Here is a 22,997-nt window from a genome sequence, read left to right as displayed (position 1 = left end):
TAGCCGCCCTTCCCGGGCGCCGCAAGGTCGTTGGCGACGGCGAGCCCGGCTTTGCCGAGGGAGCTGGCGGAGTTCTGCGAGACGACTCGCGCCCGCACGGTGGACTTGTCACCTACCACCCCGCTCTCGTAGACGGCGGCCTTCTCGTCCTTCCAGCCCGACAGGTCCTGGCCGCCCGCCCAGATGGCGAACTGGTCGCCCGCCTGGGCGAATTGGGCGCCGCCGGTGGTGTCGGCGGTGCGGTACGGAGCCGAGACGGTGCCCGGCTCCGGCTTCACCTTCACCGGCACGCGGTCGGAGACCTTCGTACCGCCGTCGTAGGTGACGGTCCCGGTGAGGGTGTGGCTGCCCCAGTCGGCGTCGGCGGGCGGGGTGACCTTCCACCGGGTGGTGAGAGTGGCCCCGGCCGCCAGGGACCTGGTGGTCGCGGCTGTGACGGCCTCGGCGCGCCAGCCGGTGGGCGCCGCCAGCGTGGCGGTGACCTTCCTCAGCGGCCGGGAGCCCCAGTTGGTGGCCGTAGTGGTGATCTCGAAGGCCTCGCCGTTGCCGGTCTCCGGTGCGTCGGGGGCGAGCAGCACGGATGCGGCGGGAGCGTCGTTGCTCCGCAGGGCTCGCAGGGCCTTGTCGGCGCCCTTGGCCCTGAGGTTCACGAAGGCCGGGGTGACCCCGAGGGGAGCGCCGTAGCCCTTGAGGTCCTTCGGGCCGCGGATCACGGTGCCCTGGTTGACGTCGTACCAGGTGCCCGGCGGCAGGTGCACGGTCCGGGTGGCCCGGTCGGTCACCTGCGGCGCGGCGAGGACGGCGGGGCCGAGCATCCACTCGTCCGGGACGGTGTAACTCGCCCTGTCCTTCGGGAAGTCGAAGAACAGTGGCCGGACGATCGGGTCACCGGTCCTGAGGGTCTGCTGGACCTGGTCCCAGATGTAGGGCGCGAGGCGTTCGTGCCGTTTGATCGCCGCTCGGTAGAGGTCGATGGTCTCCTGGTCGTAGACGACCTTCTGGCCGGTCGTCACATCGATGGTGCCGACGGGCGAGGTGGACGAGTACATCAGCGGCATGAGCGACGCCACCTGCGCGGAGCGGATCAACACCTCCTTCTCCGGGGCCGGTTGGCCGCCGGAGCCGCCGATCATGTCGGTGGTGACGAAGGGGTAGCCGATTGTGGAGATCGCGAGGTTCTGGGTGACCGACGCGCGGACCGAGTCCCAGCCGGTGCCCTTGTCGACCTGCCGGGTGACGAATCCGGCCCGGTGGGCCGTGGAGTCCCAGTGCACGCGGATGCCGACGCCCTGCAGGTCGAACTCGTCGGCGAGTTCGGTGCCGAGCCGCTGGTAGTCCGTCGGCTTGTATCCGTCGCGCGGGGCGCACTTGTCGTCGAAGAAGCGGGTGTCGAACTTCAGGCCGTCGATGTCGTAGTCGCTCATCAGGGACTTGACGCGACCGGTGTACCAGGCCCTGGCGTCCGGGTTGGCGAGGTCGATGATCCCGGCTGTGCCGTTCCACCAGGTCACCGTGCACGGCTTGGCGGGGTCGGCGGCGTCTCCCAGCAAGTAGCCCCTGTCGACGGCGAACTGGTAGTTGTCGGAGTCGAGGTTGATCCACAGGGTCGTCCAGAGCCCGAAGTCGAAGCCGAGGTCGTGGATCTTCTTCGACATGGCCTTCGGATCGGGGTAGGCCTTGGCGTCGAAGGTCAGATTGCCGTAGTTCGACTCCCACTTGTCGTCGAGCTGGAGAGCGTGCCCGTCCAGCCCGTCGGCCTTGAGGTCGGCGGCGTAGTCGAGGACCTTCTCCTGGTCGACGTTGGTGTAGAACTGCGCCCAGGAGTTCCACACCGGCTTGGCGTACTGCTCGTACGTGGCGTCGCTCTTCGCGGGTTTCCCGACGATGCCCACGTAGTCGCGGTAGACCTCCAGCGGCGTCGACTCGACGAAGACGGTGGCCTTGTAGGCGTCGGCGGACCGTACGTCGAAGCGGCCGAGCCCGTCCTTGCCCTCGTTGATCGCCACGTCCATGACATTCCCGGTGTCGACGCGGAGCCCGGTCGAGCTGGAGGTGTACCAGAACGGGTCGATCATGTTGTACGAGGCGGGGGAGAACCCCGGGTGCTCGACCTCGCCGCTGTCCAGCGGCCAGGGCTGGTCGGTGCCGGGGCCGCCCTGCGGGGTCTCGGCCTCGCCGTGCCCGTACCAGTGCCCGGCGGAGGCCAGATCGTAGGCGAGTCCCAGCCGGTCCGGCTCGACTCCCTCGACGTTCCAGTCGAGTTGGTAACGGTCGGCGGCCGGGGTGACGCGCGCTTCGACGCCGGCCCCGTCGAGGGTGGTGTCGGCGGTCAGGGTCAGGACGCCGTTCTTCCAGCTCCAGGCGGTGACGTCGGTGGCGTGCTGCCAGACGCCGCCCGAGCGGAACCGTAAGCCGCCCGTGTCACCGCCCGCGGTGGCCAGGACGGGGGTGCCGGCGCGCTCGGTACTGAGGGCGAGATCGCCGTCGGTGGATACGGCGACGGTGTAGCCGGGAGTCCTCCCGGTGGCCGGTACGGACAGGGTCAGGCCGTCCGCGGTTTCGGTCACCCTCGGCCGTGAGGCGGCGTCGGCCCGCACGGGCTGGGCGAGGGCTTCCAGGCCCGGCGAGGCGATGGTCAGGGTCAGGGCGGCGGCGAGTGAGGCGCCGACTCTGCGGGGCTGTGCACGCACTGGTGTCCTCCAGCGGGGAGAGGCATGGAGTCTCTGACGAGCTATGCAAGATCTTGTAGTTTTGCGCACATACTCTTGCAGGAAAATTCATCTGTCAACGATGCGTTCCCTGATTCCTGCGGGGCCCCGATGGCCGGTGTGGCCCCTGACGACGGACAGGCCCGCTGCTCACGGCATGAGCCGCGGGCAGCGGGCCCGGCTTCGGAAGAGCGTCAAATTCGCGTGAACGGCGTCAGGCGAGAATCACCGAACGCGTGAGATGGCGCGGGTTGTCCGGGTCGAGGCCGCGTGCCGCGCCGAGGGCCGCGGCGAGCCGCTGCACCACGACGAGGTCCGCCACCGGGTCGCGGCCGAAGGCCACCAGCCGGCCGCCGGTCCGGGCGATCTCGTCGGGCAGCCCCTCGGGGATGCCGGCCGGGTCGCCGAACCACCAGGCAATGCGCCCGGGTCCGGTGACGCTGATCGGCCCGTGCCGGTACTCCATCACCGGATACGCCTCCGTCCAGGCGCCCGCCGCCTCGCGCATCTTCAGCGCCGCCTCCTGGGCGATCCCGTAGGCCCAGCCGCTGCCGAGGAACGTGAACTGCTCGGCGGTCAGCAGCTCCTCGGTCAGCGGCTCGGCGAGCGCCGCCGTCCCCTGCGCGGCCAGTCCGCTCAGGTCCTCGCCGAGCAGGGCCCGCAGAAACACCAGCTCAGTGGTGGCGAACCGGGTCTGCACGACCGACGTCTCGTCGGCGAACTCCAGGACGGCGGCCATGTCCGCGAGTTCCATGACGGGCGTCGTCGGATCGGCGGTGACCGCGACGGTGGGTGTCACCCCACGCAGGCGCCGGAGCACCTCCAGCACCTCGGTGGTGGTGCCCGACCGGGTCAGCGCCACCACCCGGTCGTAGCGTCGTCCGGCCGGCATCTCGGACGCCGGGAAGGCGTCGGTCTCACCGTGGCCGGCGGACTCGCGCAGCACCGCGTACGCCTGGGCCATGAACCATGACGTGCCGCAGCCGACGACGGCCACGCGCTCGCCGGTCCTGGGCAGTTGGGCGACGCCTGGGGTCTCCGGCCGGCACGCGAGCGCGACGGCGCGGTGCCAGCACTCCGGCTGTGTGGCGATCTCGGTCTCGGTCTGGCTCATCGGGACTCCCGTCTCGGACGCACAGGGCGTCGTCGCGCGGTGAAGCGCCGCTCTCTTGATGGGTGCGGGCACCCAAGGGGATCCGCCTCGGCGTGACCGAGTCGTGATCCGGCGGGCCCTTGACACCATGCGTGATTGATTGAGCATGATGACGTTCAATGCTTGATTCTAGCAAGAATCGAGCATAAATGAGCATGGAGCCGCACTCGTCGTTAAGTGCACAGTCATACGAAGAGAAGGTGGTACTCGCGTGAATCGGCACCTCGTCGGCACGGCCGCAGGCCTGGTCCTGGCCCTGGCTCTCACCGGATGCGGCAAGGGAGGATCTTCGAGCAGCGGCCACTCCGACGGCCGGACGATCACCTTCGTGGCCGCGAAGTACGACGACGACACCCAGCCCTACTGGAAGAACCTGATCAAGGACTTTGAGGCAGGGAACCCCGGCTACAAGGTCAACTTGGAAGTCGTCGACTGGGAGCAGATGGACTCCAAGGTCAAGACGTACATCCAGACCAAGCAGCAGCCTGACGTCCTCAACTACAACAAGTTCTCCGACTTCGCCCGCGACGACCTGATCTACCCGGCGAACGAGGCGGTGTCGGCGAAGGTGCTGGACGACTTCCTGCCTCTCTTCGCCGAACAGGCCACGTACGAACAGGTCCAGTACGGCCTGCCGTTCATCTCCAGCGCCCGGCTGTTCTTCTACAACAAGGAGATCTTCAGGAAGGCGGGTGTCACGGCCCCGCCGACGAGCTGGGCCGAGGTCGAGGCCGCCGCCAGGAAGATCAAGGCGGACGGGGGGACCGGGGTCATCCCGCTGGGTCTGCCGCTCGGACCGGAGGAGGCCCAGGGCGAGTTCGGCATCTGGTCGATGAACAACGGCGGCGGCTGGGTCGACGACGCCGGCAGATGGGCCGTCGATCAGGCGGCCAACGTGGAGACCCTGACCTACCTCAGGAAACTGACCAAGGACGGCCTGACCCAGCCCAACCCGGAGACCACCAACCGCAAGGACGTCTTCAACCAGTTCGCCCAGGGCAAGATCGGCATGATCAACGGCGCCGTCTTCATGCGCAAGGGATTCATCGACCCCGTCGACAAGAACCTCGACTACGGCGTCGCGCCACTGCCCAGCAAGGACGGCACCACCCACAACACCCTGGGCGTCCAGGACTACCTGGTCGCGTTCAAGAAGGACGGGGGCAGGAACCGGGAAGCCGTCAACAGGTTCCTGGACTTCGTCTACGAGAAGAAGAACGCCTCCACCTTCCTGTCCACCGAGGGATTCCTCTCGGTCACCAAGTCGGCCGGGGACGCGCTCAGTTCGGACACCGACTACTACAAGCCTTTCGTCGACGCGCTGGCGGGCGCCAGGTTCGCCCCGGCGGACAACCCGGGCTGGGGGGCCGTGGACGGCGCCGTGAAGCAGCAGATAGGCACCGCCGTGGCCGACGGGGATCCCCGGAAGGTTCTGGAGAAGATCCAGAAGACCGCGGAGAAGACCGCTCAGAAGGCCGGCTGACGCATGACCGTCCACGACATCCCCGTACGCGCCCCGGGGGACCGGCGGGAGCCGACCCCACCGGGGGCGGCACCGCCCGCCGCGCCGGGCCGAAAACGGCGGCGCGACCTGCGGGCCCTCGAACCACTCCTGTGGCTCGGCCCGGCCGTCGCCCTCATCCTGACCATGGTGGTCTGGCCCGTCGTCGAAATGGCCCGCACCTCCCTCACCAGGATCAGCTCCACGGGACTGTCCCTCGGCTCCGCCGGCCTCGACAACTACACCGACCTGTTCGCCGAGGAGGACCTGCCGGGCGTACTGCTGCGCACACTGGTCTGGGTCGTCGGCGTCGTCACGGTCACCCTCCTGCTGTCCCTGGGCCTCGCCCAACTGCTCAACACCCGCTTCCCCGGGCAGCGGGCGGTCCGCTGGGCGCTCATCGTGCCCTGGGCGGCGTCCGTGCTGATGACCGCGCTCATCTGGCGCTGGATGCTCAACAACTTCTACGGCGTCGTCAGCCGCGTCCTGATGGACGTGGGTCTCCTCGACAAGCCGGTGAACTGGCTGGCCGACCCGGTCCTGGGATTCGCGGCGATGATGGCCGTGGCGGTGTTCGTGTCGCTGCCGTTCACCGCGTTCGTCATACTCGCCGGACTCCAGAGCATCCCCGCGGAGGTCTACGAGGCGGCCCGGATGGACGGCGCGGGCCCGGCCAGGACGTATCTGTCCGTCACGCTGCCGCTGCTCCGGCCCTCGCTGCTGGTGGCCGCCATCATCAACATCATCAACGTGTTCAACTCGTTCCCGATCATCTGGGCGATGACCCGCGGCGGCCCCGGCTTCACCACCGACACGACGACGACCTTCATGTACAAGCTCGCCTTCGACAACCAGGCCGTCGGCGAGTCGGCCGCGATGGCGGTCGTGAACTTCGCACTGATCCTCGTCGTGGTGCTGGCGTATCTCCGGGTCGTGCGCTGGCGGGAGGAGATCCGATGACAACGCCCGCCACACGCACACGCCCCGGACCACAGGCCGCGCGCAGCGGACGCGGTCGCACGGCACGCACCGCGCTGATCGCCGGCACCGGCTGGCTGGTCGCCCTGGTCTTCCTCTCCCCGTACCTCCAGATGCTGCTGACGGCGCTGAAGCCGACGCCGGAACTCATGAAGTCCCCGCCCTCCTACCTGCCGTCCGAATGGCGCTGGTCGAACTTCGCCGACGTCTGGTCGCTCGACGATCCGCCCGTCGCCGGCTCACTGGGCTTCTCCCTGTACGTCGCCGGGATGTCCACGCTGCTCGCGCTGCTGGTCGGGTTGCCGGCCGCCTACTACACCGCGCGACACCGGTTCCGGGGCCGGGGCGCGTTCCTGCTGCTCGTCCTGGTCACGCAGATGTTCGCGCCCACCGCCCTGTTGGTCGGCATCTACCGCGAGATGGTCAGCCTCGACCTGACCGACACCGGCGAGGCGCTGATCCTCGTCAACGCGGCGTTCAACCTGCCGTTCTGTGTGTGGATCCTCAACGCCTACTTCGCGAGCGTCCCCAAGGAGTTGGAGGAGGCGGCCTACGTGGACGGGGTCGGCCGGTTCGGGGCGCTGACCAGGATCACCCTGCCGCTGGCCATGCCCGGGGTGGTGACGGCGGTGGTGTACACGTTCATCGCCGCGTGGAACGAGTACGTCGTCGCCCTCACCATCACGTCCTCGGGTGACCGCACGACGCTGACCAAGGCCATCCCCGGGTTCGTCACCGCGTACCAGGAGCAGTGGCAGTACCTCTTCGCGTCCTCGCTGATCGCCATCGTCCCGGTGGTGGTGCTGTTCATCTTCGTGGAACGCCATCTGATCAGCGGTCTGACGGCCGGCGGAGTCAAGGGGTGAAGTGGTGGAAGCGGTGACGACGGCTGCCGTCCTGGCGAGCGACGAGACCGTGACTCCGTTCGCGGTGGAGGCGTACGGCACTTGCCTGAAGGGAGCCCCGGTCGGGCCGGACGACGCTGTCCGGCCCGGCGGGCCTCCGCTGACGTACATCGCGAACACCCTTGCAAGGCAAGGACGTTCAGGCGCGGATGATCTCCACTCCGGCGGCGGCGAACGGTTCGGTCAACCCGGCGGGAGCGTCCTTGTCGGTCACCAGCACATGGACGTCCTCCAACGGGCAGATGCGCGCGAACGCCCGCTTGCCCAGCTTGGAGGAGTCGGCGACCACGACCACCTGTTGGGCGCGCCGCGCCAAGGCCCGGTTGATGCTGGCCTCACCCTCGTGATGCGCGGTCGCGCCGTGCACGGAGTCGATCGCGTCGACTCCGATGAAGACGTGATCCAGGGTGATCTCGGCGAGCAGTTCGGTGGCCAGCGGCCCGATCAGTTCGTACGAGGCCGGGCGCGCCACTCCGCCGGTGACGACGAGCTTCACATGGCGGCGTACGACCAGCTCGTTGGCGATGTTCAGGGCGTTGGTGACGATCGTCAGCGACGGCTCGGCTCCGCCCTCGGGGCCCAGGTCGCTCCTGGTCGCCAGTGCCCGCGCGACCTCGGTGGTCGTGGTGCCGCCGTTGAGACCCACCACCGCTCCGGCCTTGACCAGGCCGGCCGCCGCATGCGCTATGCGTTCCTTCTCGGGGGCGTGGCGTGCCGCCTTGTACCGCAGGGGCAGGTCGTACGCGATCGCGTTGATCACCGCGCCACCGTGGGTGCGGGTGACCATCTGCTGGCGGGCCAGTTCGTCGAGGTCACGCCGGATCGTCGCGGCGGACACCGCGAGTTCGGCCGCGGCCGCCTCGACCTCGATACGCCCGTCGCGCGTCAGCAAGTCCAGCAGTGCGCTCCATCTGGCCTGCGGTGCCGCCATCTCAGTCGCTCCCTGTCGGTGGGGTAGACGCCCATGAAACCACGGCTGGGCAGCCTCTTTCTGACGCAGGTCGCATATTTCAGCAATTTATCGTCTCTAAAACAGCAATTTCCTGCATCGAGTTCCACATTTTCCGTCACGTCATCATGCGCGGGAGCGGTGCCGCGAACGGTACCGGGAGCTGTGCGCGGAAAACGTCGTCCGGAAAGGCCATCCGTACATGCCTCTGGCTCCCACCGCCGACCTTGTCCGGGCAGCGCGCGCCGAGGGGCGCGCGGTCGGCGCGTTCAACGTGATCACCCTGGAGCACGCCGAGGCGATCGTGGCCGGTGCCGAGACCGTGGGCGCCCCGGTCATCTGCCAGATCAGCGAGAACGCGGTGCGGTTCCACGGGGGTGCCCTCGCACCGATCGCCCGCGCCACCGCGGCGGTGGCCGAGGCGGCATCGGTCCCGGTCGCCCTGCACCTGGACCACGTCACCGACGAGGCGTTGTTGCGCCGTGCCGCGGACAACGGCTTCGGCTCCGTGATGTACGACGCCTCGGCGCTTCCGCGCGACCGCAACCTGGCCGCGACCCGCGCCGCCGCCGAATGGGCGCACGCCCACGGGCTGTGGCTGGAGGCCGAACTCGGCGAGGTCGGCGGCAAGGACGGCGTCCACGCACCCGGCGCCCGCACCGACCCCGGACAGGCATGCGAGTTCGTGACCAGGACGGGCGTCGACGCCCTCGCCGTGGCCGTCGGCAGCTCACACGCCATGACCACCCGCACCGCGCGGCTCGACCACGAACTGATCGCCCGCCTGAAGGAGTCCGTTCCCGTTCCCCTCGTCCTGCACGGCTCCACCGGCGTGCCCGAGGACGAGCTGCGCCGCGCGATCACCGCCGGCATGACGAAGATCAACATAGGTACGGCACTGAACATCGCCTTCACCGGAGCCGTTCGCGACGCCTTCAGCGACGGCCCCCGGACCGTCGACCCACGCCCCTGGCTCGCCGCGGCACGCGCCCGCACGGTGGAGACGGTCGCCCAGGCGCTGCGCGTACTCGGGTGAATGCCTGTCAGGAGCGGCCGGGCAGGGGGCGTCTTCGCCACCGGCCTCTTCGATCGTCCAGCTGTCTGCCGCGGCGGCTCGAAGGATCACCGTCGTGGTGTCATGTGCCCGTCCGTATGCCGGGGCGAGTGAAACCGGACTGGTACGCGATCACGACGAGTTGGGCGCGGTACCGGGCGCCCAGCTTGGCCATGATGCGGTGTACGTGGGTCGTGGTGGTCCAGGGTGAGACGTGAAGCCTTTCCGCGATAGTGCTGTTGGAGAGGCCGGCGGCGACGAGACCGAGGTCCTGGCGCTCCCGTTCGGTGAGGGTCTTCAGCTCCGGCGCCGCAGGGCTCGTGGTCTCCGGTAGGGCTAAGCAGCGGGCGATGAGGGCCCTGGTCGCTCTGGGGGACAGCAGCGAATGACCCCGGCCGAACAGCCTGACGGCGTGCAGGAGGCCGGCGGGTTCCACGCCCCTTGCCCAGGAAACCGCTGGCACGGCACGCAATGCCCGCAAAGACGTACGTCCGGCGGGTTACTCCGCCACACCGCGGAATTTTTAGGGCCCGCCGCCGCGTCCCCTTCCGGGACGTGGGCGGCGGCCCGCTCACGTATCGCGTCAGGCGGGCAGCAGCACAGAGTGTCGTCGGCCGGCCTCACCCGGTCGGTGGGAAGTCAGCGGTTCCGCCCGGTGGGGCGCCGGACGGCCTCGCGCTATCGCGGTGCGACGGCTTTGAGCCAGTCCTCGACGGTAAGGACATCTGCCCACTGTGGGAACAGCTTTTCGGTGAGCATCTGGTGCACCTCGGGGTCGGTGTCGAGGCAGGCATCCGCCAGGACGGTGAGGCCGAAGTCCAGGTCGATGGCGTGCCACAGAGTGGACAGCACCACAGCGCTGGTGGCGATGCCGGTGAGAACGAGGCTGTCGATGTCGCGAGCCCGGAGCACCAGGTCGAGGTCACTGCCCGAGAACGCGCTTCCGCGCCTCTTGGTGACCACCACGTCGCCCTGGTGGGGCGCGACATCGGGATGGATCTCGGTGCCAGGTGCCCCCTCGGTGAACAGGCCGGCCCGCACGACGTTCGCCATCACCCGGTTGCGGGGGCTGACTTCCGGATCGCCTGGCCGTAACCCCATCACCACGTAGATCACAGGGATGCCGGCAGTCCGGGCACCGTCGATCGCCCCGCGCAATCGGGGCAGATATCCGGAACCGTCGTCGGCGATGGCCACGACGTCCCGTTGGACGTCCATCACCAGAAGTGCGCTTTTCGCCATGCTCGCAGTCCCTTCGCTGTGGGGAACCGAGAGCGAGGCCGGTGGATCAGCCGTGCCGCGACAGACGTTTCGGACGTCCTTGGCAGCGTCGCGCCAGAACGTGCCGGTCTGACCTGGCGACGTATCAGGACGAGGCTGTGCACCGTTCGCTCGGGCCGGAACCCGCTCGCCGACTATGGTGGCCTCAAACGGACACCAGTCCGATACCGGAGCCCAACTGTATCCGGCGGCTGTCCGGTCAGAAAGGGGATTCCGAAGTGGGCCCGGAAGGAGCACGTGTGGAGTCGAGGAGCAACGTGCCTCAGCGCTCGGACGCGCAGCGTAATCGCGAGCGCATCCTGGACGTGGCGCTGGTCGAACTGTCGCGTTCGGCGGACGTACCGCTGAGTGTGATCGCGAAGAAGGCGGGCGTCGGGCAGGGGACGTTCTATCGCAACTTTCCCGATCGTGAGGCGCTCGTCCTGGAAGTGCACCGCCATGAGGTGCAGCAACTCACGGACAGCGCGGCCGAGTTGCTCAAGACCAGGGAACCCGACCGGGCGCTGCGTGAGTGGATGGACCGCCTCGCCTACTTCGCCATGGCCAAGGCGGGTCTCTCCGACGCGCTGCGGCAGGCCACCCGTGCGACGGGGGGCCCGGAAAGGCCGGGATACTCCCTGGTGACCGACGCGATCGGGCTGCTGCTCGACGCCAACCATGAGAGCGGCACCATCCGTCCGGGAACGACTGTCGACGACTTCCTCCTCGCCATCGCCGGTGTCTGGCAGATCGACCTCAACGGGGACTGGCGCTCGCAGTCGACGCGCCTGCTGGACCTCATCATGGACGGCTTGCGCACGGGAGCCCCAGGGCCACGACGGCCCGGTCCGTGACGTCGGCGAGGGTGGTGGACGTCGAGAATCCCCGGACCGCCCGCCCCCTCGTGCTCGACGACCTGCTGGGCAGTTCACACGCGCCGGTCCGGCAGGCTGGAGCGCGGCTGCGCGCCGAAGGGCCGTGGTCTCGGCTCGTGCGGCGGCGGTCACCTCACCACCTCACCAAGGGAGCGTGCCGGTGGCGCCGAAGTAGCCGCCGGTCGGGCGGCATGGTCTCCGAACTGCGCGCCGCTGCTGCCAGGTATCCCGCCGACCGCCAACTGCAGCGCCTGACCGCCGAGTTGTGCGCGGGCAGCGAGCGGTTCACCGAACTGGGGAAGGCGGGTGTCGTCGGTAGTCTGGAGGTCTCGCGCAGGACGGTCGAGCATCCGCGGGTGGGCCTGCTGACGTTGGACTGCCAGGGGTCGCGTGCCCATGTCGGGGCCGTCCGGTGGGTGTCGGTGGAGGAGTGCCAGCCGAGACAGCGGGCGGGCCGAGTCCAACGCCTCGGCGTAAAGGGGGTCGACTGAAACCGGTCAGCTAGCCGGTTTTATCCCTTGTTGGGCCCTTTCCGGACGTTCTCCGGGTGACGCGCCGAAACTATTTCGCCCCTCTCCTCAGGCCCCTAGTGTCATGGCTGCACCAAGTTCAGTAGGTAACTCGTCCACCACTTATGGGACCTATGCGTTCCATTGGGAGGAAAAGTGAAACGCTACTTGGTAGTGGCAGCCAGTTCGCTGCTGTTTGCGGCGGGAACCACCTCCGCCGTGGCCGCGCCGACGGGCGCAGCCGAGCCCACCTCGTCGGTAAGGGCAGCGGAGCCCATGCGGTTACCCGCCGGTCCGGTGAAAATCGTCAAGGGTGACGGCAGCGAGGGGGGTCCCTCGGTCAAGCACGTGAACTACTGCAACGACTTCGTCAACTACGGCACGCGGTGGGCGGCGAACTGCAACGTCGACTACGGCCGATCCGGTGCATGGACCCAGTGCTCGGACTTCACCGAGATCCGGGGCCCGCTGGTAGGCCCCGGCTACTGGCAGTTCGGCGGCAACTGCTCCGGCCACGGAACGGTACGTGACTGGGGTGTCTACGACGGCTAGGCCGTAGGCCGGGCCGTCGTCCCAGGCGCGCGTACACGCACCCCGCACCACTGCGTGCGCGCGCCGAAGGAGGGCGTAGAAAACCTTGCCCGGGAACCTCATCGACCACCAGCCGCCCGACACGGCTGCAAGCCCTGATGCGCCGCGTGCAGCGACGGGGAACGGGCTTCGCTGGGGGTCGTACCGAGGCCGCCGAGGACGGGTTGATCAACGGTCGTGTCCTGGTCCGGGTGGGCCAGGACACAACCATCCGGCTGTGTCTGCCCAGGACGTGCACCAGGTCGCGGACGATGCCGGCGCGTCCCTGCGGGGACAGGGAATCACCGCTCGCTGGCGCGACCTCCGCGTCCGCAGCTGAGACCGACGGCACGGCGCCCGGGCGGGCCGTCACGTCGAGGGTCCTGCCCTCGGGGGTCGCGCCGTCTTTCAGACGCCACACGTCGGAGGCGATGGCCCATACCGCGGGTCGGCCGAGCGTGAGATGGGCCAGGCGGAGATCAGGACGACCCGGCGGGGCTGCGGTAGATCCGCCGTCGGGAAGTCGTGGGCGACGCCGAGCAAGGGGCCGGCCTCGGCGCGGTCGCCTACGGCCTGGCTCCACAGCACACCTACCGCGAGACACCTACCGCGAGGCGTAGCCGCTCGCGCGACGGGCCCGGTGTGGGCCGCGTACACCCCGCCGACAACTCCGGACGCGTACTCCCGGACACCGGATCATCGAACGTGCCAGGCTGGTCCGATCGTCACGGCGCGGAGAAGAGTCCGGGCCCCGGTGCCGCCGGGCGGTCGGGGCGGACACCGTTCGTGACCCGGAGGAACTCCAGTTTCTCGGCGTCGTCGGAGCCGGCTGCCACCGTGTACACGACGAGACGGACGTCGCAGCCCGGGACGGTCAGCACGTCGCAGTCGCACACCACCTCGCCGACCTGGGGGTGTACGACGGTCTTGCGGGCCGAGACGTGCGGACCGACGGCGCCCTCGTCCCACAGCCGGGTGAACTCCGCACTGGTGGAACGCAGTTCCGCGACAAGGTCGATCAGTCCCCGGTCGCGGGGGTAGTCGACGAGAGCCGTGCGCAGATCGGCGACGAGAGCGGGGTTCAAAGAGTTGCCGTCCTGGATCACCGGCCAGGCAGTGAGTGCTCTGGATCCTGGTGCGAAGACCGTCCGCACCAGGTTCCGCTCGTCGTGGGTCCGTCCGCTGGGATCGCCCATCAGGACCGTCCATGCGGGAGTCCACGACAGCAGGGTCCAGTCGGCACTGAACACGCCCACCGGGAACTCCCCGAGACGGGCCAGCATCCGCTGGACCCCCGCCGGCACATGCGTGGAGATGGTTCCCTCCTGCGGCGGGAGGAGACCGGCCAGCCGGTATGCGTGATCGCGCTCCAGGGGTTGCAGCTGCAGCGCCCTGGCCAGGCTCGCGACGACCTGCGCCGAAGGGCTCGTCGCACGCCCCTGCTCCAGCCGCACCACGTAGTCGACCGACAGGCCCGCGAGGTCGGCGAGTTCCTCGCGTCGCAACCCCACGGCACGCCGTCCGGGCCGCGAAGTCCGCCCGACGTCGAGGGGGGAAAGCCGGTCGCGCCAGCGGCGCAGTGCCGTGCCAAGGGTCTCGTCCACCCGACCATTGTGAACGCCGGACAGCCGGTGTGCCTGGTACTGCCAGTCCTACCGTCGCAGGGGGCACTGGTTGTCCCCATGGCACGGGCCGACAGTGAACGCATGACAACAACATTCATCACAGGAGCCAACAAGTCCCTCGGGTACGAGACCGCCCGCCGCCTGATCGAGGCCGGTCACACCGTCGTCCTCGGTGCTCGCGATCCGGAGCGCGGCCAGGCAGCCGCCGACGCGCTCGGCGCCCGGTTCGTCGAGATCGACGTGACCGACGACGCGTCGGTGGCCGCGGCCGCCGCCGACATCTTGGCTCGCGAGGGCGGCATCGACGTCCTGATCAACAACGCGGGTGTGTTCGGGACACACGGTTCCGCCGACCAGATCACGGCCGCCGACGCCCGTGCGGTGTTCGAGGTCAACGTCGTGGGGATCGTCCGGGTGACGCACGCGTTCCTGCCACTGCTGCGCAAGTCGTCGACCCCGGTCATCGTCAATGTGTCGAGCGGTATGGGGTCGTTCGCGGCCACGCACGACGTGGAGCGCGTCGAGGGCAGGGCCGTCGCGCCGCTCTACACGGCGTCCAAGGCAGCCGTGACCATGCTGACCACGCAGTACGCGAAGTCCTGGCCGGACATCAAGGTGAACGCGGCTGACCCGGGTTACACCGCGACCGACTTCAACGGGCACAGCGGCCCGCAGACGGTGACCGAGGGGACTGACGCGATCGTCGAACTCGCCGTCATCGGGGCGGACGGACCGACGGGGACCTTCCGTGACCGTCACGGTGTGGTGGCCTGGTGATCCACGTCTGACACACGGTGAACTCCGGGGCGCGCCCGACACGGACGAGGGCTCCGGAGTACGGCCGTAAGACAGTAGGCCGGTTCTCGGTCCCGCTTCCGCTTCCGCTTGTGCCGTGAATCGGACAGCGACTCGGCCGGAGACAGCCGCTCACCGGCGATCGAGACCCAACTCGCCCGCGCGCAGGCCGGCCTGGAAACGTGAGTCCGCGCCCAGGGTGACGAGGAGTTCGGCGACTCGGCGGCGGTAGGTGCGCAACGACATGCCCAGTTCCCGTGCGGCTGTCGTGTCGGTCGCACCGGACCCCAGTGCGGACAGCACCGTACGGGCCTGTGTGCCGATCTGAGGACGCTCGGGTCGGAAGAAGACCGCCAGGTCGGTAGCGGCTTCCCATGCGGCCTCGAACAGCGCGTACGCCCCGCTGACCAGGGCGGGTTCCACGCTCATCGTGTACGTACGGTGCCCGTGGTCGCGCGGGGACGCGGACGCGGGGGAGGACGAGGGACCGGTGAGGATCATTGTCCGCCGGTCGATGAAGACCGTGCCCTGGGGGAGCGGGGCGGCGGCGATACGCACCCGCATGCCGTTGGCGGCCATCTCACGCAGGGTCTCCCGGTCGCGCTCGTCGGCGAGTACGGCCGGGCTGAACAGCTTGCGGGCCCGGCGGGCTCCGTCGTGCCGGATCCGCAGTCGTGCGGCCTCGCGGGAGCCGGGCCAGGTGTCGAGATCGCGCGCCGCGCTGACCCATTCCGCGTCGAACGACTCCGTGAGGGGTACGACTCGTGCCCGGAGCTCAAGATCACCGCTGAGGATCATGGTCTGTGGCATGCGTTCATTGTGCCCCTGGCAGCAAGGTGTCACAGCCTCGTCAGCGGGTTCGGAGCCGTGCAGGCTGAGTCCATGAGCAATGAATTCCGCCTCGGCGGCGACCTGGCCGTCAACCGGCTCGGTTTCGGTGCCATGCGCCTGCCGTCCAAGGACGGCATGGGTGGTCCCGCCCGCGACCCCGAGACCGGCCGTGCCGTACTGCGCCGGGCCGTCGAGCTCGGCGTCAACCACCTCGACACCGCCGACTTCTACTTCAGTGCCGGCGGTGCGGTGCGCGCCAACACCCTCATCCGCGAGGCCCTTCACCCCTACCCGTCGGACCTGGTCATCGCCACCAAGGTGGGCCCGATCATCGGCTCCGGCGGCCTGCGGCACGCCGCCCCGGCAGACATGCGCGGCCTTGTCGAGGCCAACCTCGAAAACCTCGGCGTGGACCGCCTCGACCTGGTCTACCTGCGTATCGGCCCCATGGCGCCCCCGCGCGGTGAGTCCCTGGCCGCACGCTTCGAGGCGCTCGCGGCGCTGCGCGAGGAGGGCCTGATCCGGCACCTCGGCGTCAGCAACGTCGACGTCGACCACCTCGCGGAGGCCAGGGCGATCGCGCCGGTGGTGGCCGTGCAGAACGCGTACCACGCAGCCCAGCGCGGCGACGTCGAGTTGCTCGCCGCATGCGAGGAGGCCGGCATCGCGTTCGTGCCCTTCTTCCCGCTCGGCGGTGGCCGGGAACCCGACGACGAGCGGCTGGCCAAGGTCGCCGCCCGGCACGGCGTCTCGGTGTCCCGGATCGGCCTGGCCTGGCTGCTGGCCTCCTCGCCGGTGACCCTGGCCATCCCTGGTACGGGCTCCCTCTCGCACCTGGAGGACAACATGGCCGTCGCCGGGATCGACCTCACCGAGGAAGACCTCGCCGACCTCGCCTGACGCCAGGTTCCGCAGAAGGGTCCCCAGGGAGAAGCCAGGGAAGCGGTCGTCACGATGCCCGCCGGGACGACGGGCGCGACTGCCGACCGCCTGACTCCGGTGTGTACGCGGCCCGTCGTCGCGTCGGCCGATCCGAAGCCGGTCGAGTTGCGCCCGGAATGACAGTGGCGCTGGAACTGTGTAGCCTGCCGATGGTTTATAACGACTGTCATAGGGAGCTGTCATGACGATCATCACCGTGAATTCCCCTGGAGGGCGCCTGAGTCTTGAGCAGCGCCGGGAGCTGGCCGAAACGCTGACGGACGCGGTGTTGGTGCCCGAGGTCGGGCAGCACGCTCCGGCCGCCAGGGCCGGGTTCCAGGTGCACTTCGTCGAGCGCGAGCGGGACATGATGGCCATCGGCGGGCGGCTGCTGGCCGACGTCGCCGACGATCTCGACGTCATGGTGATCGACGTCGCGGTCATGGACGCCGCCTGGCAGCGGGATGTCCGGGCCGAGGTGATCGAGCGGGTGCTGACCGCGCTCGCGACGGCCTGTGGGCTGGAGAAGCCGGCGCCGGCCTGGTGGGTCAACTTCCGTGTCATCGACGAAGGCAGCTGGGGCTCGTCCGGAGGTGTGCTGTCCGTTCTGCCGCTCCTCGAGAGCGGTGTCTTCACCGAGGGGCGGGTCAAAGCCGTCCGCGCGGCGCTGGGGGCGTGAGGTCAGTCCTCGATCGCGGAGAGGATCAGGACCTGCAACTGCTCCGCTGTGTCGTCGAGGGGCTGGGCACTGCGCTTGGCGCGGCACATGGCCACGGTCCCTTCGACCGCCGCGACGACGAGCGTCGCGAGCTGGGCCGCCCGCCGTGCCTCGACTCCGTGCTCCCGCAGCGATCCGGCCAGCAGGTTCTCCCACTCGGTGAAGACGTCGGCGGCGGCCAGGAGGGCGGTCGTCGGCTCGTCGGTAGGAGACTCCTCCACGGAGACGGCCAGGACAGGACAGCCGGCCCGGAAATCGCTGTCGACGACGATCTTGCGCCACAGGGCGAGGAAGGCGCGCAGTCCGGCGACCGGTCCCGCCTCCAGCTCCTTGCGCAGACTGCCCGCGGTCCAGGCGCCCGTGTAGCGGACGGCCTCGGTGACAAGCTGCTGCTTGCCCTCCGGGAAGTAGTGGTACGTCGAGCCGAGCGGCGCCCGGGCGTGCTTGGCCGTCTCGCGGATGCTCGTTGCGTTCAGGCCGCGCCTGCTGATCATGTCGGCCGCACCGGCCACGATCCGCTGCCGCACTGCCGTACTGGACTTGGTCACGGACGGATCCCTTCCGGCCCCACCGGCTATGACGTTCGTCATAGCTTAGCCCGAGGCGGATCTCTGTGATCGCTGACGAATGTCATGGAGGGCGGTAGGACGTGCAGATGGAAATCCGGGCCGCCGCGATCCGGGGCATCGATCGTCTGATCGACGATCTCGGGGGTGACGGGGCGGAGCTGCTGGGCGAGTTCGGCGTCTCGCCGGGGGACCTGGATTCCGATCACGGGCTGCTGCCGGCGGTGACGGCCGGGCGGATCCTGCGCCGCGCCACGAAGGAACTGGACTGTCCGGATCTCGGCCTGCGCCTGGCGGCGCGCCAGGACATGTCGATGCTCGGCCCGCTGGCTCTGGCGGTCGGGAACTGCGACACGGTCGGAAAAGGTCTGGACTGCGCGTCCCGGTTCCTCTTCGTCCACAATCAGGCCATCCGTCTGTCTCGCGTGGACGATCCCGAGCGCTACGCGGGGGTGGGAGCCGTCGAATACCGGATGGTGCATCCGGACATCCCGTACGAGCCGCAGACGATCGACGCGGGGCTGGGGCTGCTGCACCGCAATCTCGTCACGATGAGCGGCGGATACGAGCTGCTCGGGGTCTACATGCCCCATCCGCCGCTGACGGACGAATCGGTGTACGCCGAGTTCTTCGGCGCGCCGATCCGGTTCGACGCTGACCGCGCCCTGCTGCGGGTACGCAAGAAGCTCTTCGTCCAGCCGATGTCGACCCCGGTCAACCCCGAACTGCGGCGCATGGTCGTGGAGTACCTGGAGGCCCACTACACCGATCCCCGCGACAGCGTCACGACCACGGTGCGGTCGGCTGTCGGGCGCGCTCTGGGCACGGTTCCCGCGCGGATCGACCTCGTCGCCCAGTGGCTGCACGCGCATCCGCGCACGTTGCAGCGGCGACTGGCGCAGGAGGGCACCTCGTTCCAGGCGATCGTCGACGAGGTACGCAAGAACGCGGCACACCGGCTGCTCACGGGAACCGACATGCCCTTCTCGCAGGTGGCGTCACTGGTGGAGCTGGCCGGACAGGCGGCGCTCACCCGTGCGGTGCGCCGTTGGTTCGGCCGGACGCCGACGCAGGTCCGCCGTGACGCCAGGCGCGTTCCCAAGTCACCGCGTGTCGGGCAGGGTTAAATTTTTGTCGCCCAGGGTCAAGTGGCGCCTTCGGAGCGCTTCCATACTCGGGTGCCATGACCAGTGCCCCGCACTCCACCTCGCCGCCCGCCCACGTCGATGTCCTGATCGTCGGCGCGGGTATCTCCGGTATCGACGCCGCTTACCGGGTCCGGTCACAGTGCCCCGACCGGTCGTACGCCGTACTGGAGGCACGCGAGTCCCTCGGCGGGACGTGGGATCTGTTCCGGTACCCGGGAGGCCGCGCCGACTCCGACATCTACACGCTCAGTTTTCCCTTCCAGCCCTGGACGGGTGAGAACTCCATGGCCGACGGGGACGAGATCCTCGACTACCTGCGGCGCACCGTGGAACGGTTCGGCATCGACCGCCACATCCACCGCGCCACGAAGGTGATCTCGGCCGACTGGTCCGGTGGGACGGCCAGTTGGACGGTGACCGTCGAGCGGAGCGGCGGCGAGGCGGGGCCGCGACGGTCCACCATGACCTGTTCGTTCCTCTACATGTGCACCGGCTACTACGACTACGAACGCGGCCACGACCCGCAGTTCCCGGGCATCGAGTCCTTCGCAGGCACGGTGGTGCGACCGCAGTTCTGGCCCACCGGCCTCGACCACACCGGCAAACGTGTCGTCGTGATCGGCAGCGGTGCGACCGCGATCACGCTGGTCCCCGCAATGGCCGGGGACGCGGCGAAAGTGACCATGCTGCAGCGCACACCGACCTGGATCAGCGCGCTGCCGCGCCGGGACCGGTTCGCCGCCGGAGTCCGGCGGCGGCTGCCCGCCGGGCTGGCCCACCGGGTCGTCAGAGCGCGCAACGCCGCCTACTCCAACGGTTTCTACCACTACTGCCGGCGCTTCCCCGACCGGGCGAGGACGCTGCTGACCACGGCTGCCGCGCGGCGGATCGGCCAGGACGCGGTGCGTGAGCACTTCACCCCGTCGTACGCCCCGTGGGACCAGCGGGTGTGCGTCACGGCCGACGCGGACCTCTTCAAGGCGATCCAGCGCGAAGAGGTCGACGTGGTCACCGATCAGGTCGAGCGCTTCGTCGCCGGGGGGATCCTGCTGCGGTCGGGCAGGACGCTGCTGGCCGACATCGTGGTGACGGCGACCGGGCTGCGCATGCTGGCGTTCGGCCACATCGCGGTGAGCGTCGACGGCGAGCCGGTCGAGCCGGCTCGTCACCTGCTGTGGCGGGGCGCCATGCTCAGCGACGTGCCGAACCTCGCGCTCTGCTTCGGCTACGTCAACCTGTCCTGGACCATGCGCGCCGATCTCACCGCGCGGCTGGTGTGCCGCGTCCTCAACCACATGCGCCGGGCCGGCCTCGCGGCGGTCACCCCACCCGCGGAACCCGGCGTCCGGGAGCGACCCTTGATCGAACTGGCGTCCGGTTACGTCCGTCGGGGCGTCGAGAGCTTTCCCAGGCAGGGCCACCGTGCCCCCTGGCGGATGCGTCAGACCTATCTGCTGGACGTCGCCGACATCGCACGCGCGAGCCTGCGCCGCGAGCTGCACGGCGTGCCCCGCGCGGCGGTACGGTCGGCCGGCGACAACGTCCCGACGGCAACGGGACGTTGACCATGGTGGATCTGGATGGAGTGCGCGACGAGCGTTTCGCGGAGGTGGCCGCGCTGCTGTCCGAGAACCTCGACGCGGATAACCAATGTCATACCCCGAAAGGCGTAAACCGTGACTAATCCCATTGTTCTGGTGGCGACGATGGTCGCCAAGCCCGGCCAGGAAGAGCTGGTCGAGAAGACGTTGACGGCGGCACTGCCCAAGGTGCACGCCGAACCGGGGTGCCTGCTGTACGCCCTGCACCGCAAGGCGGGCACCCCCGGTGAGTTCGTCATGATCGAGAAGTGGACCTCTCAGGACGCGCTCAGCGCGCACATGAAGGGTGCCGCGATGCGGGAGATCGGCGGCGCTCTGGCGCAGGCGCTGGCCGGCCCCCCGGACTTGGTCTTCCTGGACGCGATCCCTGCCGGCGACCCGGACGCCGGCGCCGTCTGACCGTACGGCGACCGGGGCGGGCCGGCACACCGGCCCGCCCCGGGTTCCCCACGTAAGCGAGGAGCTTTCCCATGAAGAGCCTGATGTTCGTCGCGCCCGGACAACTGCGCTTCGACGAGGTCGATGCCCCCACCCTCGTCGAGGGCACGGACGCCCTCGTACGCCCACTAGCGGCCACGACCTGCGATCTCGACCACCACGTCATCGACGACAGGACACCGTTCTCCGGATTCGGCCCGTTCCCGATCGGCCACGAGTGCGTGGGCACGGTGGTCGAGGTCGGCCCCGCCTGCACGGATGTCGCCGTCGGTGACGTCGTCGGCGTCGCATGGCACATAGCCTGCGGCAGCTGCGCACAGTGCCGGCTCGGACACCCGGCCCGCTGTCTCGTCCACGGCGACGCCCAGTACGGGCTTCCGGTGAACGGCGCCTGGGGCGGCACCTTCGACGAACTCATCCGCGTCCCCTACGCGGACTACAACCTCGCCAAGCTGCCCGCCGGGGTCGACCCGGTGCACCTGGCGTCGATCGGCGACAACCTCGCCCTCGGCTGGGAGACGGTGATGCCGACCGTCGCCGGGATCACCGACCCGCAGATCGCGGTCTTCGGCGGCACCGGCTCCATCGGCCTCTACGTGGTCGACGTAGCCGTCCACTGCGCCCGCGCCCGCACCGTGTACTACGACGACGACCCGGTCAGGATGAAGGTCGCCGAGCAGCTCGGTGCGGAGGTCCACGACATCAACGGCAAGCGGGAGAAGGACTTCCATCTCGCCGTGGACGCCAGCTGCGACGCCGCGCGGCTGCGCAAGGCACTGCTGTCGGTCATGCCCGAGGGCCATGTCAACAGCGTCGGCATCTACTTCGAGGAGGTCCAGCTCCCGCTGCTCTCGCTGTACCAGCGCGGAGTCCACTTCCACAACGGCAAGGGACACGCGCGCCCGAACATGACGCCGACCCTGGAAGCGGTGGCTTCCGGGACACTCCACCCCGAGCTGGTCACCAGCGGCGTGTACGGCTGGGACGAGATCCCCGACGTGCTGACCTCGGGCCGCGCCGGCCACAAGCCGATCTTCGTCCTGGAGAACTGAGGCACCGGCTCCGCCGACCCGCGACGGCGGCCGGTGAGGCGGGGCGCGGGCGCTTGGAGCGGTCCCCGGCATGACAAGCTGTGCTTTCCACTGCTCGGTCCCAGGAGGTCACCATGGCTGCAGAGTCTCCATCACCCGAAGGTTCGGAGCCGGTTGACGGCGAGAGCGCTGCCCTCGCGCCCGACGACGAGGGTCAGGAAGACGGTCAGGACGACCTGAAGCGCAAGTTCCGGGAGGCGCTCGCGCGCAAGCGTGGTCAGCAGGCTGACGCTGTCGACGGTGCTGCGAACAGCGACAGGTCGAAGATCCACGGCGCGCACGGCCCGGCCGCGAGCCAGCGTTCGTTCCGTCGCAAGAGCGGCGGCTGATCCCGCGAAGCCATGTGACTGACCTGCTGTGACAGACCGCCCCCACGTGGGGGCGGTCTGTTCGTATCGCTGGTTGAGTCGCGATGGCCTCGCCGGTCGGCTTGTAGAAGGTGCGTATCGGGGTACCTGCGCGGCATGGCACCGGAAACTGATCACGCTGCGTCCGTACGAGCCCTGCGCCAACTGCGCCGAATCCGGCTTTTCTATGCCGGAGGTGCCGCCCTGTGGGCGGTCTCGGCCGCGTTGGTGGGATGGGACGACCCCGGAAGCCGGCAGATGTGGGTGTCGGTGGTCCTCCTGCTGGTCTTCACCGGTCTGCTGTCGGCGACGTCCGTGTGGCTGTGGCGCCGGCAGGCTGCCCGGGCCGACCGCCCCGTCCACCACGCCGCTCCGCGGCGGGCCCCGTGGCATGGCCAGGCCAACGCCTGAGCGTGCGGAAACTGGCTGGACGTCGGACTCCGCCTGTGCGTGA

Annotated in this window: 24 protein-coding genes; 16 read left to right on the top strand and 8 right to left on the bottom strand. The window is 69.3% G+C overall.

The features are described 5' to 3' along the window. Together STRTUCAR8_RS43910 and STRTUCAR8_RS43905 are read right to left on the bottom strand one after the other, a co-directional pair. Nucleotides 1-2,690 (bottom strand): TIM-barrel domain-containing protein (locus STRTUCAR8_RS43910; RefSeq protein ID WP_006382934.1); only part of this gene is annotated, 2,690 nt, incomplete at its 3' end. Nucleotides 2,691-2,922: 232 nt separating this feature from the next. Next, nucleotides 2,923-3,822: an SIS domain-containing protein gene (locus STRTUCAR8_RS43905; RefSeq protein ID WP_006382928.1), complete on the bottom strand. Its 900-nt coding sequence runs from the start codon at nt 3,820-3,822 to the stop codon at nt 2,923-2,925. A 250-nt stretch (nt 3,823-4,072) separates the two neighbouring features. Between STRTUCAR8_RS43905 and STRTUCAR8_RS43900 the strand changes: the two genes are divergently transcribed. Genes STRTUCAR8_RS43900 through STRTUCAR8_RS43890 form a run of 3 tightly spaced genes read left to right on the top strand, consistent with a single transcriptional unit; the run spans nt 4,073 to nt 7,206 of the window. Next, nucleotides 4,073-5,344, top strand: coding sequence for an extracellular solute-binding protein (locus STRTUCAR8_RS43900; RefSeq protein ID WP_006382915.1), 1,272 nt, complete (start codon nt 4,073-4,075; stop codon nt 5,342-5,344). Between the two features lie 3 nt (nt 5,345-5,347). Next, complete coding sequence (locus STRTUCAR8_RS43895; protein ID WP_006382925.1) at nt 5,348-6,322, top strand: carbohydrate ABC transporter permease; 975 nt, start codon at nt 5,348-5,350, stop codon at nt 6,320-6,322. Further along, nucleotides 6,319-7,206: a carbohydrate ABC transporter permease gene (locus STRTUCAR8_RS43890; protein ID WP_006382935.1), complete on the top strand. Its 888-nt coding sequence runs from the start codon at nt 6,319-6,321 to the stop codon at nt 7,204-7,206. Before STRTUCAR8_RS43895 ends, STRTUCAR8_RS43890 begins: the two co-directional genes overlap by 4 nt. 178 nt (nt 7,207-7,384) lie before the next feature. Here STRTUCAR8_RS43890 and STRTUCAR8_RS43885 read toward each other — a convergent pair whose 3' ends face one another. Next, entirely contained in the window at nt 7,385-8,176 is a 792-nt protein-coding gene (locus STRTUCAR8_RS43885; RefSeq protein WP_006382932.1) for a DeoR/GlpR family DNA-binding transcription regulator, read from the bottom strand. Nucleotides 8,177-8,396: 220 nt separating this feature from the next. Between STRTUCAR8_RS43885 and STRTUCAR8_RS43880 the strand changes: the two genes are divergently transcribed. Next, nucleotides 8,397-9,230, top strand: a complete 834-nt coding sequence (locus STRTUCAR8_RS43880) for a class II fructose-bisphosphate aldolase (protein ID WP_006382924.1) — start codon at nt 8,397-8,399, stop codon at nt 9,228-9,230. A 100-nt stretch (nt 9,231-9,330) separates the two neighbouring features. Here STRTUCAR8_RS43880 and STRTUCAR8_RS43875 read toward each other — a convergent pair whose 3' ends face one another. Together STRTUCAR8_RS43875 and STRTUCAR8_RS43870 are read right to left on the bottom strand one after the other, a co-directional pair. Next, nucleotides 9,331-9,684 carry a response regulator transcription factor gene (locus tag STRTUCAR8_RS43875; protein ID WP_052350947.1) on the bottom strand — a complete coding sequence of 118 codons (354 nt, stop codon included), beginning with the start codon at nt 9,682-9,684 and terminating at the stop codon, nt 9,331-9,333. A gap of 242 nt (nt 9,685-9,926) precedes the next feature. Beyond that, nucleotides 9,927-10,490 (bottom strand): cysteine hydrolase family protein, encoded by a 564-nt coding sequence (locus STRTUCAR8_RS43870; protein WP_006382918.1) that lies wholly within the window; start codon nt 10,488-10,490, stop codon nt 9,927-9,929. 278 nt (nt 10,491-10,768) lie between these two features. Here STRTUCAR8_RS43870 and STRTUCAR8_RS43865 point away from each other — a divergent pair, with 278 nt between their 5' ends. The 3 genes from STRTUCAR8_RS43865 (at nt 10,769) to STRTUCAR8_RS43855 (ending at nt 12,444) form a co-directional block, all read left to right on the top strand. Further along, nucleotides 10,769-11,362, top strand: a complete 594-nt coding sequence (locus STRTUCAR8_RS43865) for a TetR/AcrR family transcriptional regulator (protein WP_006382921.1) — start codon at nt 10,769-10,771, stop codon at nt 11,360-11,362. Beyond that, the gene (locus tag STRTUCAR8_RS55935) at nt 11,359-11,874 is read left to right on the top strand and encodes an MmyB family transcriptional regulator (protein ID WP_407705466.1); all 516 of its coding nucleotides are present in this window, start codon (nt 11,359-11,361) and stop codon (nt 11,872-11,874) included. The genes STRTUCAR8_RS43865 and STRTUCAR8_RS55935 overlap by 4 nt, the downstream gene beginning before the upstream one ends. A gap of 174 nt (nt 11,875-12,048) precedes the next feature. Next, nucleotides 12,049-12,444: a hypothetical protein gene (locus tag STRTUCAR8_RS43855; protein ID WP_078507496.1), complete on the top strand. Its 396-nt coding sequence runs from the start codon at nt 12,049-12,051 to the stop codon at nt 12,442-12,444. Nucleotides 12,445-13,187: 743 nt separating this feature from the next. Here the strand turns inward: STRTUCAR8_RS43855 and STRTUCAR8_RS43850 are convergent. Further along, nucleotides 13,188-14,066: a helix-turn-helix transcriptional regulator gene (locus STRTUCAR8_RS43850; RefSeq protein WP_006382933.1), complete on the bottom strand. Its 879-nt coding sequence runs from the start codon at nt 14,064-14,066 to the stop codon at nt 13,188-13,190. A gap of 102 nt (nt 14,067-14,168) precedes the next feature. Here STRTUCAR8_RS43850 and STRTUCAR8_RS43845 point away from each other — a divergent pair, with 102 nt between their 5' ends. After that, nucleotides 14,169-14,864 carry an SDR family NAD(P)-dependent oxidoreductase gene (locus tag STRTUCAR8_RS43845; protein WP_006382937.1) on the top strand — a complete coding sequence of 232 codons (696 nt, stop codon included), beginning with the start codon at nt 14,169-14,171 and terminating at the stop codon, nt 14,862-14,864. A 150-nt stretch (nt 14,865-15,014) separates the two neighbouring features. Here STRTUCAR8_RS43845 and STRTUCAR8_RS43840 read toward each other — a convergent pair whose 3' ends face one another. Further along, complete coding sequence (locus STRTUCAR8_RS43840) at nt 15,015-15,692, bottom strand: helix-turn-helix domain-containing protein (RefSeq protein ID WP_006382911.1); 678 nt, start codon at nt 15,690-15,692, stop codon at nt 15,015-15,017. 72 nt (nt 15,693-15,764) lie between these two features. Here STRTUCAR8_RS43840 and STRTUCAR8_RS43835 point away from each other — a divergent pair, with 72 nt between their 5' ends. Both STRTUCAR8_RS43835 and STRTUCAR8_RS43830 read left to right on the top strand, forming a co-directional pair. Continuing rightward, nucleotides 15,765-16,613, top strand: coding sequence for an aldo/keto reductase (locus STRTUCAR8_RS43835; RefSeq protein ID WP_006382931.1), 849 nt, complete (start codon nt 15,765-15,767; stop codon nt 16,611-16,613). A gap of 223 nt (nt 16,614-16,836) precedes the next feature. Next, nucleotides 16,837-17,313, top strand: a complete 477-nt coding sequence (locus STRTUCAR8_RS43830; protein ID WP_006382926.1) for a tautomerase family protein — start codon at nt 16,837-16,839, stop codon at nt 17,311-17,313. Between the two features lie 2 nt (nt 17,314-17,315). Here the strand turns inward: STRTUCAR8_RS43830 and STRTUCAR8_RS43825 are convergent, their stop codons facing one another. Next, complete coding sequence (locus STRTUCAR8_RS43825) at nt 17,316-17,900, bottom strand: TetR/AcrR family transcriptional regulator (protein WP_006382936.1); 585 nt, start codon at nt 17,898-17,900, stop codon at nt 17,316-17,318. 107 nt (nt 17,901-18,007) lie between these two features. Between STRTUCAR8_RS43825 and STRTUCAR8_RS43820 the strand changes: the two genes are divergently transcribed. The 6 genes from STRTUCAR8_RS43820 (at nt 18,008) to STRTUCAR8_RS43795 (ending at nt 22,954) form a co-directional block, all read left to right on the top strand. Further along, on the top strand, nt 18,008-19,045 hold the full coding sequence (locus tag STRTUCAR8_RS43820) for an AraC family transcriptional regulator (RefSeq protein WP_044473928.1): 1,038 nt from the start codon (nt 18,008-18,010) through the stop codon (nt 19,043-19,045). Between the two features lie 56 nt (nt 19,046-19,101). Then, the gene (locus STRTUCAR8_RS43815; RefSeq protein ID WP_006382910.1) at nt 19,102-20,631 is read left to right on the top strand and encodes a flavin-containing monooxygenase; all 1,530 of its coding nucleotides are present in this window, start codon (nt 19,102-19,104) and stop codon (nt 20,629-20,631) included. Nucleotides 20,632-20,742: 111 nt separating this feature from the next. Next, a complete protein-coding gene (locus tag STRTUCAR8_RS43810) occupies nt 20,743-21,066 on the top strand; it encodes a putative quinol monooxygenase (protein ID WP_006382919.1) in 324 nt (107 codons plus the stop codon). Between the two features lie 71 nt (nt 21,067-21,137). Next, nucleotides 21,138-22,157, top strand: a complete 1,020-nt coding sequence (locus STRTUCAR8_RS43805; RefSeq protein ID WP_006382930.1) for a zinc-dependent alcohol dehydrogenase — start codon at nt 21,138-21,140, stop codon at nt 22,155-22,157. Between the two features lie 113 nt (nt 22,158-22,270). Next, a complete protein-coding gene (locus STRTUCAR8_RS50910; protein WP_006382917.1) occupies nt 22,271-22,525 on the top strand; it encodes a DUF5302 domain-containing protein in 255 nt (84 codons plus the stop codon). Nucleotides 22,526-22,660: 135 nt separating this feature from the next. After that, on the top strand, nt 22,661-22,954 hold the full coding sequence (locus STRTUCAR8_RS43795) for a hypothetical protein (protein WP_006382927.1): 294 nt from the start codon (nt 22,661-22,663) through the stop codon (nt 22,952-22,954). Nucleotides 22,955-22,997: the final 43 nt, after the last annotated feature.

It is taken from the genome of Streptomyces turgidiscabies Car8 (assembly GCF_000331005.1).
In the GTDB taxonomy this organism is placed as follows: Bacteria; Actinomycetota; Actinomycetes; order Streptomycetales; family Streptomycetaceae; genus Streptomyces; species Streptomyces turgidiscabies.
Note: the sequence above shows the minus strand (reverse complement) of the source record. Positions and strands in the feature narration are given on the sequence as shown.

What these genes read in the sequence shown, in the direction of transcription:
- STRTUCAR8_RS43905 (WP_006382928.1), bottom strand. Translation starts at nt 3,822, where the DNA reads ATGAGCCAGACCGAGACCGAGATCGCCACACAGCCGGAGTGCTGGCAC.
- STRTUCAR8_RS43895 (WP_006382925.1), top strand. Translation starts at nt 5,348, where the DNA reads ATGACCGTCCACGACATCCCCGTACGCGCCCCGGGGGACCGGCGGGAG.
- STRTUCAR8_RS43890 (WP_006382935.1), top strand. Translation starts at nt 6,319, where the DNA reads ATGACAACGCCCGCCACACGCACACGCCCCGGACCACAGGCCGCGCGC.
- STRTUCAR8_RS43885 (WP_006382932.1), bottom strand. Translation starts at nt 8,176, where the DNA reads ATGGCGGCACCGCAGGCCAGATGGAGCGCACTGCTGGACTTGCTGACG.
- STRTUCAR8_RS43880 (WP_006382924.1), top strand. Translation starts at nt 8,397, where the DNA reads ATGCCTCTGGCTCCCACCGCCGACCTTGTCCGGGCAGCGCGCGCCGAG.
- STRTUCAR8_RS43870 (WP_006382918.1), bottom strand. Translation starts at nt 10,490, where the DNA reads ATGGCGAAAAGCGCACTTCTGGTGATGGACGTCCAACGGGACGTCGTG.
- STRTUCAR8_RS43845 (WP_006382937.1), top strand. Translation starts at nt 14,169, where the DNA reads ATGACAACAACATTCATCACAGGAGCCAACAAGTCCCTCGGGTACGAG.
- STRTUCAR8_RS43840 (WP_006382911.1), bottom strand. Translation starts at nt 15,692, where the DNA reads ATGCCACAGACCATGATCCTCAGCGGTGATCTTGAGCTCCGGGCACGA.
- STRTUCAR8_RS43835 (WP_006382931.1), top strand. Translation starts at nt 15,765, where the DNA reads ATGAGCAATGAATTCCGCCTCGGCGGCGACCTGGCCGTCAACCGGCTC.
- STRTUCAR8_RS43830 (WP_006382926.1), top strand. Translation starts at nt 16,837, where the DNA reads ATGACGATCATCACCGTGAATTCCCCTGGAGGGCGCCTGAGTCTTGAG.
- STRTUCAR8_RS43820 (WP_044473928.1), top strand. Translation starts at nt 18,008, where the DNA reads ATGGAAATCCGGGCCGCCGCGATCCGGGGCATCGATCGTCTGATCGAC.
- STRTUCAR8_RS43815 (WP_006382910.1), top strand. Translation starts at nt 19,102, where the DNA reads ATGACCAGTGCCCCGCACTCCACCTCGCCGCCCGCCCACGTCGATGTC.
- STRTUCAR8_RS43805 (WP_006382930.1), top strand. Translation starts at nt 21,138, where the DNA reads ATGAAGAGCCTGATGTTCGTCGCGCCCGGACAACTGCGCTTCGACGAG.
- STRTUCAR8_RS50910 (WP_006382917.1), top strand. Translation starts at nt 22,271, where the DNA reads ATGGCTGCAGAGTCTCCATCACCCGAAGGTTCGGAGCCGGTTGACGGC.
- STRTUCAR8_RS43795 (WP_006382927.1), top strand. Translation starts at nt 22,661, where the DNA reads ATGGCACCGGAAACTGATCACGCTGCGTCCGTACGAGCCCTGCGCCAA.